This is a genomic window from Proteus sp. fly-1013 (assembly GCF_040140245.1).
In the GTDB taxonomy this organism is placed as follows: domain Bacteria; phylum Pseudomonadota; class Gammaproteobacteria; order Enterobacterales; family Enterobacteriaceae; genus Proteus; species Proteus mirabilis_B.
In genome coordinates, this window is sequence record NZ_JBEEWD010000005.1 from 223752 (window position 1) to 236363 (window position 12612).

A 12612-nucleotide genomic window follows, 5' to 3' on the forward strand; every position below is an offset into this window, starting at 1 on the left:
AAAAAATTAAGACCAGCAACCTCAATATAAACATAATATCCTCGCTATTAAAATATTTGCTAAAGCCACAAAAACTAATCAAGACGCAACCTGTTCAAACTCAGCCGTTATTTCAGTTCTTATCATCCCTACTGAAGACGACCATTTTCGACATAGTACCTTAATTAATTCTGATTGATGAGGTGGCTTCCATAAAAATGCAGTAACACCAGCATGTTTTTCTAAAAATGATTCAATCTGCAAACTTTCACTATTTATATAGATCAGCGTTACATTGTATTTTTTTAGATTATTATTAATACCGTCAGGGCGACGCTGTTCATAGCCGTCGCCAAATTTCACTGATTTTACTCGAGGCTCAAACTCCTTTTTCATATCAGGTTTAACTTTCCACTTAAATGTTTCCATCTACATAGCTCCACCATCCCGACGTTGGCTCATAATATAGTCCTGAGCACCTCGCTTACTGATTTCATAAACTTTTTTCAATGCTTCAGGCCCTATCTGACCATTGCTACCGTCATTTTGAATATTAATATGATAATGCTGAGTAACACCTCCTCCCTGATTAGGCATTTTCGCAATAACACCCAGCTTTCCATCAGCACCACGTCGTAGAGGGAAAATACCTTCTGGGCCTGCCTCTCCCATCAAACCCGCACCTTTTGCAAAAGCAAACATGGTGGGCTTATGCACAATCTGTCCACTGTAAGCACTTAAGCTGGCTGAGTTGTAAACACCACCATCCGCATTAGCAACAGGAGCACCAAAACCAAAGCCCATCGCCTCTATTCCTTTGACTAAAGACATTTTAATTAAAATATCAGTTAGCATTTTGAGGATTGATTTTGTAAAATCTTTGAAATTGGCTTCACCTTCAAATAACACGTTGGTTAACTGGCTACTAAACCCATTGAGTGCCATCGATGTTGCATTTTGCACTTGAGAGTTAACATCAAGCGCGGTGTCTTTATAATTGCCCCATGCTGTTTGGGCACCCGCTAACCAATCAGCACGCTTCTGATCTTCAACTTCATAGGTTTTTTGTTGCTCGGCTAACATATTGTTTAGCTGTGGGTTCTCTTTTTGACCTGCAAGAAGTTGAGCGCGTTCTAAGTAACGTTGTTGCTCTCTTGCTGATTTACCCATACTTTCTTCAATCGCTTTACGTTTTTCCGATTGTTGAGCAATGTATTTATCAGCCTGATCTTGCATCTTATTTAAACGCTCTTGCAAAGCAACTTCATCACCCACTAATGCAAGTTTTTCCTTTTGAGCAAGAATATTTTCTTTATTTGATAATAAAGATTTTTCGGCGTTAGTTAATCGGCGCGTCAATTGCGCTTCTTCTAAAATTGCAAATTGTGCCTGCTCTTTTTGAAGATCCTTGCGTTGTTGACTGATAACATCATTAGCGCTTTGATGTTTTTTAAGAATTTCTAACTGGGCTTGTAATGAGAGTAAATCACGAGAAGCTTTTTCCTCTTCACGATCGCCAGCAGGTACAACATATCCCTTGCCTTTACCAGTACCCGGCATTTGACGATCTCTTAAGCGAAAATTAATCATCGCCTTAGCTTCTTCATACTGTTCCTGTGTTAGTGCATGTTTTTCTTTTTCTAATTCCGCTAATTTTTGTAACCTTTGAGTCTCCCAACTATAAAAACTTCGCCATTTTTCTTGTAACCTGATTTGGTTCACTTCTAATTGCTCATTGTTTTTTATAGCTTGAGATTCTTTTTCAGGTTTCTCTAAATCATAGAGTTGATCCCTTAGTTTGCTTAAATTAGCCTTAACATCCTCAACAGTTTGCCCAGTTCTATCGTAATGCAGTTTCTCAGTAAATGGATTTAACTGGAAACTGACCAACATTTCTTCATGTTCACGTATTTCATCCTTTAGAGTCCTTTCTCTCCCTATATTAAGCATGGCGTCCCAGCCTTTTTTTGCTTCATTTTGGATGCGTACCCATGCAGACTCTAATATTCCTAAACTACTCGAGATATCATTAGCACCATCATTGATAGATTGCGCATAAGCATCAATTGCCAATCGTGCTGCTTCGGTTTTATTACCTTGCAATTCGAGCGTTCTGATTTGCTCTAATTGGGATGCTGTGAGATGGTGATTCGCTTTTTCTAATTCAAGCGACATTTGAAGCGGTTCATCTTGCAAGCGTTTAAACTGATCAATCGTGGTATCAATCGCCTGCCCTGCGATGTAATTCATCTGTGCGGCCGCTTTTGAAACACGGGAAATCTCATTATTTGAAAATACGCCTGTACCGACAACACTCGAAATGGATGATGCCATTTCACCACGCGTAATACCGCCACCCGCAAGGGTTCGCGCCATTTCATTTAATTGGCTCGCGGATTTATTTGCGTAGTTACCCGTTAATATCAACTGCTTGTTAAATTGGGAAAACTCTCTTTCTGCATCATAAGCTAATTTTGCAACGCCCGTTAAACCGGCAGTAATTCCTCCCCAAATACCACCACGAACCAGTGAGCCCATATTAAAGGAATTAGCAATCCCCTGAAGACGACCAGATAATGACTTACTGTTTTTATCAAACTCTTTAGTTTCTTTGTTCGATTCAGATAATCGACGAATATAGATCTCGGCTGAAGAACTGACGCCAAGTTGAGAAGCTTGATAACGCAACATTTGTTCACGACTTAAATTTTGAGTAGCGACTTGCTCCTTTAACCGCTGAATAAACCGTGTTTTTTGTTGTGTTAGAGACTCTTCTTCTCGGCGTAATTTCATTGACTCTGAAGTGATGGTAGAAATAAGCACCTGATAATCGCGCTGATGGATGGTACCTTTTTTCACTTCTTGGTTTAACTGAGCCTGAATGGCTCTTAATGCTGATGTGCTACCTGATAACCCTTTAACGGCTTCGATTTGTTTGTAGTATTTCTCCGTATTCGCATCTTGTTGGTCTTGTATCGCCCTTATTCTTGATTTAGTGACATTTTGAATTTCGGCAAACTGCTCACCTGTAATTTTGAGCTTGTCATAAGCCTTTGTTGATTTGTTTAAAACCTCAGTGAGTTGTTCGAGTGCATCTCTCGTTTGCCCAACACTCTGAGCCTGCTCTATAAAAGCATCGGCTTGTTTGCGTGATTCAATAGCTGCACGCGCTTCTTCTTGGGCAATTCGCTGATAATAATCCGCTCGTTGTTGCTGAGAAATTTCTTGTTGATTGTTAAGTTCTTGAAGAGATTGCGCAGTACTCTCTGCAGAACTGCGAGCAGATTGCGCTTGCTGTTCAACTAATTGAGCCATACGCCGTTGACTGGCTTCGGCTTTTTCTGCTGTTTCTTGTAACTGGCGTTCAACACGCCCCATTTGCTGGCTGAAATCGGCTGTTTCAGCGCCTAAATTAATCGTGAGATCGGCTATTTGTTGGCTCATATCGTACTCCGCCCGCTATCCCTTCACTGACCGCCATCATGGTTTCATCGTCCATATCAACAGCGGGTTTTCGTAACAACACGCTAAAATCCTCTGGCGATAAATTATCACTGCCACCAAAAACACTGGCGACAGTGAAGTTAAGTCCAGAAAAAGCATGATCAATGAGTTGGAGGGTGAAGGGAGTTTCATTAAAGAAGTGTAACCAATCAGCAAGTTCGGTCGCTGTCATTTCGCTGAGCATCCTGCGCCAATCAGCACGTTTAAATTCATGTGACAAACGCAGGATAAATTGATGTTCACGGGCGACTACTTTTCCAGTGACTCTTCCTGTGCATCACTGTGAATATTTTCATTTTCCGTGTTTTCAGTTTGCGCCATTCCGCTAATCACCAACACCTCTTTAGCTGCGAGACCGAGTGCTTCAGGATTCCATGTAGAAAGAACATCATTATAAATTTGTTCAACATCATCTGATCCACCGTGCGCTAATGAACGAGACACTAACCAGGCATTCGATTCTGTGTTTGCACGAATAATCAGGGCGGTTTTTTTAACGCCTTCTACTTTTTCAATATCGTCGTTTTTTTCTGCTTGCTCGACTAAAAAATCAAAGTATTCAATGCGTTGTAGTGCTGATAATTCATATAACGCAACAGAATTACCACCATAAGTAAACTCTTTTTTCTTTAAAAACATACTGTTACCTTTTATTCATTGTCTTTTTTAATAACGGGTGCACTTTTTCCTTGCTCTGACGCTGATTTAATTTCTTCAGCAAGAGCTGGACGACCACTATTAGTGATCTTAATCGTGCGGGTGATTACTTCTTTTGCGGGCACTGTTTTTCCAAGCGAACTAACCCAGCCACGATAAATATCAACCGCCCCATTCGGATAACGAATGCGATAGTGACGAACATCACCCAGTTGGAACCAATCAACCAGATCTTTTTGTCCTTGCTCACCCGGCTTCCATGCCAGCGTAATATTGGCTTCACCTGCTGATTTTTCCCCCTGAGCAGTCGCTTTCCAATCTGCATCTTCATCGTCAAGATAGGTATCGTCATAACTGTCTGCGGTAATTTCACCCGGCTGTAACTCTTTAATTTTCGCCAGTCGCGTCCAATCTGTATCATCAAACGGCGCTTTTAATGGATCTTCGGTACCGCTATAAATCCAAAGCGTGGTACCAGCACCTTTTACGGGTGCCAATGGGTTTGGTGTAGGCATAATGATTCCTTTTACATTGAGTAACTAATTTGATAATTGAGATCGACTGAACCCCATAACCCCATTTCTTCATCACGATGGTAGTCGTAGCCATTAGGGGTCATATTTTCGATAAGATCGGACAGTGCGGGAATGGAGGTCAGTGCGGGATAAATCACAGCTTCAACCCATTTATCTAATTCAGCATCAGGGCTATTCGCACTAAGAAAAACTTCTATGTGAACAATCGCTTGCCAGCTGTCTTCATCGAGGTTTTCACCTGTTGAAATAGCATCGGTGATATACACAGCAATCGCTGGGAAGTCGTTTTCATCCACAAAAAAAGGGCGACCATCAAATACTGTCGCCCCATTGGCATGAGGCTCAATCGCCTCTTTAATTGCGTGTCGGATCTGTGTGTGTTTGATCACCAAACCCTCCCTTTTATATAAAGCCGTAATTGTTGCTTTAATGCCGATGCCATTTCTTTAGGCATATCAGATTCAATAAGCTTCTCTGACTCTTCGGTGTAAGCCGTTGTTAACGGTGTGACGAGCGGAATTTTAACTACTTCGATGGGATAACGACTTTTCCCAACGCGCTGAAGAATATGCCAGCGCCCATTATCAAGCTGTTGAATAAAGGCATTAGGAAAAGAAAATTTGCCCACTTTCAACACACTCCCTGCTCCTTTCTGATTACCTCTTTTTCTTGATAGTTGAACGCGAGCACTACCCAAAGCAATGGCGGGTAAATTACCCCGGTTTATCACTAATCTAGCACGAGGCGTTTTATAGCGACTGCTCGCTCGACTAAGTCGAACACGTTGACGGATCAGGCGTTGAGGCACTTTTGTTTCAGCTGAAACCCGTTTAACACTATGGCTAATGACACGGCGAGCAACACGGTTGATCGCCATTGCCGTTGCTTTCGGTACCATTTCATCATTAATGCTATTCAAGTTTTTAATGGCTTGCTCTAACCCTTTCATATCATCCACCTATTTAATCCAAATATGGGGTTTACCATTAAACTTTTGATATCGAGTAATTTGGTAAGTTTTTCCATCAATTTCAACAGTATCCTTACGGTCAGGTTGATAGGTTGACGAAAAAATAACATAACTCACCCCATCACCACTCATCGGACCCAATTCAGGGATAAAGTGAGATTCGAGTGCTTGATAAAAAACACCATTAATACGGATGGGTATCCCCATCCGTTCTTCGGTCACGTTATCCATTCTTTTTACCAACCGTTCAAATGGATTCATCGTTTCCTACCTTATGGCGTACCCGCTGGTGCGAACACATTGAGTTTAACCGTAACATTTTCACTCGATGCATCCGCATCATCCCAAACCACACCAGCAGGTGTGCCACCTGTATCCACCACGATATTGTCTTTAACGGACGCCGTAGTGCCGGCTTTTAAGGCAATACCGGCTTTTTTGTTCAGTAAGAAAACACCTTCTGCAAAACCATCGCCGGTTTCGTTAGGTTGAATATCCGTGATCGCAACACAAGCAATAGCGCCAACGTGTACCAATTGACCACTTTTAATGATCTCTTTTGTGCTGTTAACCACGGCGATAGTGCCACCCTGTTGTACATAATTTTTAGCCATAAAAACTCCTTCCGATGCCGAAGCACCGGATTTTAGATATAAAAAAAGCCCATCAGGGCATCAGGATAAAACGAAGAAAAAAGACGTCTTACTTACCCGTTACTTTCAGCAGACCGCGATAATCAACTGGCGCTACACCCGCATCAATACGCACTTTTGTGGTAACACCGTCTGAGGTAAAACCTTCAAGTTGGTCAATATACGGCACATCGATTCCGTTTAAGTACGCCACCTCAATGGTGTCGCTACCTTGACGTGAGGCCATATACCAATCTTTTGTACTCGCTTCATCTAAACGAGGTTCAGCAATAATTTCCGCTAAATCACGGACTGGATTAATGATATTGGCATTAACATCTGCGCCTTTCACACTGCCTGATTTAACCACTTGGATAGCTTGTGTTTCCAGTGTGGTCGGTACCAACATAAACGCAGGACGAATATTGAGTGTACGCTCACCTTCTTTCTGTTGACGCATCGCGGTGCGACCTGCACTGATGGTTTCTACATCCATCCCGCCGGTGATCATGTTTTTATGATCGGCACTAAATAGTGCTTTTTTATCGCTCATTTTTTCATTGTCGATAAGCACCGCATACACCAAATCACCGACAGTCGCTTTAGCTGCACGACCGAACTTCATTGGCACATCCGTCAGCATATTCATGTCATCATTGATGATGGCTTGACGGGTAATACTAAATAATTCACCGTAAGTCGCTAGCGCAATGGTTTCGCCTTTATCATCGAGCGTAACGTATTTATACTCGGCACCTTCACGCACTTGACGTAAGGAAGGGAATGCCCCTAATCCCACACGGTGTGCGGTTTTAAAGTCGCTGAGTTGCCCTTTTTTCGTCCATTTTTCAAAGGTTTCTTCGTTTTCTTCCCAACCCAGTAAAATCGCTTTGTTTGCGACATCTAGCAGGATATTACCGAAGTCAGACGTGCTGTGCGTAAATGCCATTCCAATCATTTGCATCGGATTATACGTAGCCACACCGATGCCACGCTCCGTCAGTGATGCGCGTGCTAACTCACGCAGTGTCATGCTATTAAAGGCGTTATCTTTTTCATAATCTTGATAACCCGCACGCGCCATCACAGAGGCACGCACACTGTCACCCACGATATTGCCGTTTCCAGCGTAAATATGCGCATTACCTTTATTTGATGGTTCAGGATTTTGTTGTTGTGCAACCGTGTTAAGTAATTGCTCACGCGCTTTCTCAATAGAACAACTCGCATCCGATAAACAAGTGATCATCAAATCATTGTGACGACCACCGAACATGGCAAATAAATCTTTAATCCCATTTAAGCGCGCCTGATCATTTGCATTCGGTTGTTGTTCTGGTGTCGGTACCGGAGTTGGATGAGGCTGTGTAGGGCTAGTGGTATTTTTCGGGGTAATTTGATTTTTAATTGCACTTGGCATAGATGAAAATTCCTCAATTCGTTTAGATGTAAGACTTGCCATTGCTTTTACTGGCTCAATCACTTTATCGGCGAAACCGTGTTCAACACACTCGTCACCATCAAGCCATGTTTCCTGCTCTAACATGGCGGTAATTTCTTCGGTTGTTTTCCCTGTTTTCGCCACATAAGCAGGGATTAATACGTTTTCTAACTTGTCGAGCAAATCAGCATATTCACGCATATCATTCGCATCCCCCCATGAAACGCCCCACGGTTTGTGGATCATCATCATGGCATTTTTCGGCATAATGACCGTATCACCCACCATCGCAATGACTGATGCCATTGAAGCCGCTAATCCATCGATATAAACCGTGATTGTTGCGGAATGGTTTTTAAGTTGGTTATAAATGGCGATACCATCAAACACCTCACCGCCGGGAGAGTGAATATGCAGATTGATATGACTGAGATTACCCAGCGAAATTAAATCTTCCGTAAAGCGTCTTGCGCTAATTCCCCACCCACCGATCTCATCATAAATATAGATATCGGCAGTTTGGTCTTCTTTAGCTTGCATGCGAAACCAGTTTTTTTGAGTTACTGGCCCCGACATTTTAGGCATCGTTATCAGGTTCTTGTTGTTTAGCATCTTGTGCCCCTTTGTCATTAGCAGGATCAGTATCAAATACCAGTCCTAATCGTTTATTTTCGTCAATTTCGGTTTTACGACGACGTTTCACATCCGCAGGGTTGCCCCCTTTGGCGCGTATCCAGTCACTTTCTGTTGACGCGCCACCGCGTAATAAGGTTTTCCATGCCTCAGACTCTTTTTTCGGATCAATCCACGGCATCACAGGTCCACTGTAAACCGCATTAAACAGTGATTTAGGGTCAACATCTGGTGGCACGGCGACCACACCACTGGCTATCGCCATTTTTAACCAATTGCGATACATCGGACGGCTAATGCCCGCCACAAAGGTGTCTTGAAAAATGTTATAGCCTTCAAATGACTCCACCAGCTCTTGTCGTTGAGCGCTATATGTGCCGTTATAGTCACGGGCGATACTGGAATAACTACCCCGACTGCCCGCAGAAACCGCACGTAATTGCCCATTGCGAAAGGTTTGTAGATTAGGGTTGGGGCGGTCTGATTTGATCATGCCCACTTCTTCACCCGGCTTTAAACCGTCGTAAATCATGCCCGGCTGAATATCAATATTACGTTGCTCATCTTCGTCGTAGTCACCTTCAGGGAAAGAGCCGGCATCCCCTTTTTTGATGTACATCCCCAATGAAGCCGCAATACGTGCGGAGGTCAATTCCGCATCTTCGTAATCTTTTAACGCACTTAAGCGCATTAAGATCCCCGAAAACAAACTGACACCCCGCGCTTGATGAAGCCGACGAGTGAACTTCAAGTGCAACATATTTTCAGCATCGATGGTTTTGATATCCCCCAAATTGGCACTGAATTGGGGGAGGTTTTTATATACCTGATACCCTGTGGGTCGCCCCCACTCATTGAACTTAATGCCTTGGATAATCTTACTTTCTGGCATATTCATGTGAATAGGCACAAAGTCAGGCTCTAAGGCTTCGAGCCAAAAATAGATATTGGCTTGAGGATCTAACCCCTTGGCTTTACCTTTGACGAGCTGAGCAAAGACTTCACCATCACGTAGCCACGTTCTCACCAATAAACGTTCTAATACAGGGCGACTAAATTGCCCTGTCACTTCGGGTAACACGGACCATTCCGCCCAGGCTTGACGAATTTGAGAGGCTAAATCTTCATGAATTTGTCCGGCACCATCGAGAGGTTGTGGCTCAACAATAATGCCCTTTGCCCCGACAATGCGTTCTTCCATCTTGTCGAGAATGCCGATAGAGATATCATGATTGTTATCTAGCCATCGCGCTTGCTCCCGTAATGATGTGCCACCAAATTGAGTCAGTTGGTTACCATTACGATTTTCACGTTTAGCGGGATGAGTACGAGTGGGTAAAACGGCTTCATAGGCTTTAATTTGTAAGCGAGAGCGGAGGCGCGAAGCTTGCCAGTTTGGGGCGAAATAACCAATGGCGCTGTCTAATAATGTCATCTAAACCTCGCTAATTTATACATTGGATTACCTCGTTTTCGTGATATCAACGCCGATAAACGAGATTCCCAACGCTCACGACCTTTGATGATCTCGTTGAGATTTTCCATTGTCATGGCTTGCCCATTAAAGGTGATGGATTTGCCTTTTAATACCGCCTCTTCCGCTAAACGGTATTGCTCAATCATGTGTTCAATTTCTTCTTTCGTCATATCCAGCCTCCGCTGTTTGATACCGGTGCCCATGCTGATACGGCAGGCGTTTCCTGTTTTTGGGTTTCGGGTGAGGGTTTTATTTCAGGCTCTGTGGCGATATCGGCAATTGGCGGGGATGAGGAAAGCATTACATCAGGCAATCTCGCCCATTTAGGCGGTTTTTCCCAATTAATATTCTCGTACCCTTTTAATATCACCAAGGCATGGGCGTAAACCATCAGGTCAAATGCCTCATTAGCACCTCGACCCGGCTTTTCCCAATGCCCTTTTTCATCACGCTCTTCATACGTCAACTCGTCATAGAACGATTCATCCAGCCAATCAGGGAAATGAATATAATTAGGTCCGACGGTATCGCGCGATAACGCAGAGCTGATCCGGTCTTTGAGTTGATCCGTTTGCAGTAAATAAAGAGGCACATCCCCTTTCGCTTGGGCGCGCCGTTCAGAACGACTGGTGTTATCAGGGAATGATTTGGTGATTAACTTACTGCGTTTATGCCCGTCGCCCTTAAAGAGATAGACTTTACGGTGTAATCCCTCTTTTCGACAGCGACGCCAAAATTTATAAGCATTATCAGTAACGCCATCTTCACCACCAGAGTCCACGCCCAACATCATGATTTCCATTTCATGATGAGGATAATGTTGCAATGGATAGGTTTTCTCTAATACATCCGTGATTAATACTTGCCAATCCTCAGGATAAGAGCCCGGATCAATTCGACGGCATTCACCGTTGTTGTCATAACGTAGGGATTGGGTTATTTCAAAGCGGTCAATCACCCAGCGTTCGCCTTTTTCACCGTAACCGACCACCTGAACCACAAAGCGTCGTTTTTTACCGCCCTGTACGTCAACTGTGGCAACCAAGAATCGTACGCCATCAGGAACAATCAATTCTCCTAAGTCTTCAACACGATTGATTAATTCATCGCTCCGACGTTGATCTTGTGCTGTGCGCGGTAAATAAGGCAAGCCCCAGTCTGTATTGGTGACCGCTTTTAGGGTTTCTTCACTGCCGGTTAATTCGTATTCTTGTTCTGCAGTCAGTAATTTATAAACTAACTGAGACAACGTTTGATAAGCAGCAGCAGGTCCTTCCATCCAAAAAGAGGCAATACGCGAACGACGCCCTGTGCCTGAGATCTTCCCTTGCTTATCAATGGACTGCCCTTCAATCAACCACACCCCTTTATTATTGAGTTCCCGTTTTTGATGGGGTTCGATGCGACCTAAGCAGTGCTGACATTCCACATACGCAGATTCACTCGCTTCTACGGGATCTGGATTGTCACGATACCCCTTTACCGCATCATAAATAGGCTGAAAATATTCGTGGCAGTGAGGACATTGCCAGTACCAGCGACGGCGATCCCCCCGATTATAAAGCGATAGAATACCCGTTGTGGGCGGGGCTTCGTGAGGGGATAAACGACTCCATTTAGTATCGGTAATATCACGCCCCGGAGAACTTTCCACCAGCGTCATACCCGCTGACATAAAAGTGGTTGTCCGTTTTGAGGCTAAAGAAAAGCCATCTCCTTCACCGTCGATGTCTTCTGGAAAACGGTCATAATCGGTGAGTGCCACACATTTAAAGTCAGATGAGGACATTACATTAATCGATGGCCACCCCATTTTTAAAAAGCTGCCCGATAAAAAGTATTTATCAAACACGTTATTATCGTTACGACGAGGGCTGAGTTGCTTACTGACTTCAGGACTACAACGAAAGGTGCGAGAAAGCCGTTTTTTACTGTGCTCTTGTGCTTTATCTTGCGTCATTTGCACCAGCAACATATCCGACGGATCACACACAATATTGTAAATCACCCACCCATCAATTAACCCGACCGTCTTTCCTGTTCTCGCAGGTCCCACAAATATCACTGCATCATAGAGCCGTGACGATAAACAATTCATAGGTTCAACAATGTAAGGGGATACTGCTGGGTCCCAAGGAACAGAGTTACCCGCTCCCACAGGCACGCGCATATATTTTGCCACAGCATCCGCAACCGGCATTCGCCTCGGTGCTTTAATGAGTTGTGCCACATTTTTTCTTAATGTGGTTGCTGACACTGTTGCTGTCATAACTCATCCTCATCGTTCTCTTCACCATCCGATTGATCACTTAAGACTTGATGTGCTATCTGGTCGCGAAGATCATCAATAATACCTTGAACACGAGATACGGCTGTCGGTGTTAATGCACAATCACGTTCTAATATGTCAGGTAACGTTTCCAACACTTGTACCATCGCTTTAGCCAGTGCTGAATATTCTCGTGCAACGTCTGAGGCAGGCAATAACTCCCCCACTTCTTGCTCAAACTTTAAACGCTCCCGCTCAGACTGATACCACGCTTTCCGATCTTGAGGTAACATTTCCTGATTATCGACAGGGGCTGGCGCCTTCATCATTTCAGATAAAATATCAGTGAGTGCGTAGAGTTTTAGATTTGAGCTATTGCCTGCAACAGGCTCTAAATGATTAAGACGAGCGGAAGCAGTTTGCCGATGGACACCAGAAAGTGCAGCTATCTGGCTGATATTGAGTTTTAGGTGTTTGAGTTCTTTGTCCATATTTCATTTGTTTTATTCCACTC

The 12612-nt window shown here is 43.6% G+C and carries 13 protein-coding genes and 1 pseudogene; all 14 read right to left on the reverse strand.

The genetic code is table 11. The annotated features are described in order from the left end of the window. Positions 1-78 precede the first annotated feature (78 nt). Positions 79-408, reverse strand: a complete 330-nt coding sequence (locus ABN236_RS11540) for a phage tail protein (RefSeq protein ID WP_109391039.1) — start codon at positions 406-408, stop codon at positions 79-81. Then, positions 409-3423, reverse strand: a complete 3015-nt coding sequence (locus tag ABN236_RS11545) for a phage tail tape measure protein (protein WP_349474027.1) — start codon at positions 3421-3423, stop codon at positions 409-411. Next, positions 3392-3667: a phage tail assembly protein T gene (locus ABN236_RS11550; RefSeq protein WP_228766747.1), complete on the reverse strand. Its 276-nt coding sequence runs from the start codon at positions 3665-3667 to the stop codon at positions 3392-3394. Before ABN236_RS11550 ends, ABN236_RS11545 begins: the two co-directional genes overlap by 32 nt. 65 nt (positions 3668-3732) lie before the next feature. Continuing rightward, positions 3733-4122, reverse strand: a complete 390-nt coding sequence (gene gpG, locus ABN236_RS11555; protein ID WP_109391042.1) for a phage tail assembly chaperone G — start codon at positions 4120-4122, stop codon at positions 3733-3735. Between the two features lie 71 nt (positions 4123-4193). Further along, a pseudogene (locus ABN236_RS11560) lies at positions 4194-4655 on the reverse strand (phage tail tube protein); the annotation flags it as partial. An 11-nt stretch (positions 4656-4666) separates the two neighbouring features. Beyond that, positions 4667-5062, reverse strand: a complete 396-nt coding sequence (gpU, locus tag ABN236_RS11565; RefSeq protein ID WP_167392495.1) for a phage tail terminator protein — start codon at positions 5060-5062, stop codon at positions 4667-4669. Continuing rightward, complete coding sequence (locus ABN236_RS11570; protein ID WP_161681297.1) at positions 5062-5625, reverse strand: phage tail protein; 564 nt, start codon at positions 5623-5625, stop codon at positions 5062-5064. The genes gpU and ABN236_RS11570 overlap by 1 nt, the downstream gene beginning before the upstream one ends. A gap of 9 nt (positions 5626-5634) precedes the next feature. Continuing rightward, complete coding sequence (locus ABN236_RS11575; RefSeq protein ID WP_270757093.1) at positions 5635-5907, reverse strand: ATP-binding protein; 273 nt, start codon at positions 5905-5907, stop codon at positions 5635-5637. A gap of 11 nt (positions 5908-5918) precedes the next feature. Then, on the reverse strand, positions 5919-6260 hold the full coding sequence (locus ABN236_RS11580) for a DUF2190 family protein (RefSeq protein WP_349474028.1): 342 nt from the start codon (positions 6258-6260) through the stop codon (positions 5919-5921). 88 nt (positions 6261-6348) lie between these two features. Then, entirely contained in the window at positions 6349-8331 is a 1983-nt protein-coding gene (locus ABN236_RS11585; protein ID WP_349474029.1) for a ClpP-like prohead protease/major capsid protein fusion protein, read from the reverse strand. Then, positions 8297-9787 (reverse strand): phage portal protein, encoded by a 1491-nt coding sequence (locus tag ABN236_RS11590; RefSeq protein WP_349474030.1) that lies wholly within the window; start codon positions 9785-9787, stop codon positions 8297-8299. The genes ABN236_RS11585 and ABN236_RS11590 overlap by 35 nt, the downstream gene beginning before the upstream one ends. Continuing rightward, positions 9784-9999, reverse strand: a complete 216-nt coding sequence (locus ABN236_RS11595; protein WP_004247869.1) for a DUF6148 family protein — start codon at positions 9997-9999, stop codon at positions 9784-9786. The genes ABN236_RS11590 and ABN236_RS11595 overlap by 4 nt, the downstream gene beginning before the upstream one ends. After that, on the reverse strand, positions 9996-12098 hold the full coding sequence (locus tag ABN236_RS11600; RefSeq protein WP_349474031.1) for a phage terminase large subunit family protein: 2103 nt from the start codon (positions 12096-12098) through the stop codon (positions 9996-9998). The genes ABN236_RS11595 and ABN236_RS11600 overlap by 4 nt, the downstream gene beginning before the upstream one ends. Further along, a complete protein-coding gene (locus ABN236_RS11605) occupies positions 12095-12589 on the reverse strand; it encodes a DUF1441 family protein (RefSeq protein ID WP_349474032.1) in 495 nt (164 codons plus the stop codon). The genes ABN236_RS11600 and ABN236_RS11605 overlap by 4 nt, the downstream gene beginning before the upstream one ends. Between the last annotated feature and the right edge of the window lie 23 nt (positions 12590-12612).

Excerpts from the sequence above, each read along its gene's own strand:
- ABN236_RS11540 (WP_109391039.1), bottom strand. The coding sequence starts at position 408 with ATGGAAACATTTAAGTGGAAAGTTAAACCTGATATGAAAAAGGAGTTT.
- ABN236_RS11545 (WP_349474027.1), bottom strand. The coding sequence starts at position 3,423 with ATGAGCCAACAAATAGCCGATCTCACGATTAATTTAGGCGCTGAAACA.
- ABN236_RS11550 (WP_228766747.1), bottom strand. The coding sequence starts at position 3,667 with ATGCTCAGCGAAATGACAGCGACCGAACTTGCTGATTGGTTACACTTC.
- gpG (WP_109391042.1), bottom strand. The coding sequence starts at position 4,122 with ATGTTTTTAAAGAAAAAAGAGTTTACTTATGGTGGTAATTCTGTTGCG.
- ABN236_RS11570 (WP_161681297.1), bottom strand. The coding sequence starts at position 5,625 with ATGAAAGGGTTAGAGCAAGCCATTAAAAACTTGAATAGCATTAATGAT.
- ABN236_RS11575 (WP_270757093.1), bottom strand. The coding sequence starts at position 5,907 with ATGAATCCATTTGAACGGTTGGTAAAAAGAATGGATAACGTGACCGAA.
- ABN236_RS11580 (WP_349474028.1), bottom strand. The coding sequence starts at position 6,260 with ATGGCTAAAAATTATGTACAACAGGGTGGCACTATCGCCGTGGTTAAC.
- ABN236_RS11585 (WP_349474029.1), bottom strand. The coding sequence starts at position 8,331 with ATGCTAAACAACAAGAACCTGATAACGATGCCTAAAATGTCGGGGCCA.
- ABN236_RS11590 (WP_349474030.1), bottom strand. The coding sequence starts at position 9,787 with ATGACATTATTAGACAGCGCCATTGGTTATTTCGCCCCAAACTGGCAA.
- ABN236_RS11595 (WP_004247869.1), bottom strand. The coding sequence starts at position 9,999 with ATGACGAAAGAAGAAATTGAACACATGATTGAGCAATACCGTTTAGCG.
- ABN236_RS11600 (WP_349474031.1), bottom strand. The coding sequence starts at position 12,098 with ATGACAGCAACAGTGTCAGCAACCACATTAAGAAAAAATGTGGCACAA.
- ABN236_RS11605 (WP_349474032.1), bottom strand. The coding sequence starts at position 12,589 with ATGGACAAAGAACTCAAACACCTAAAACTCAATATCAGCCAGATAGCT.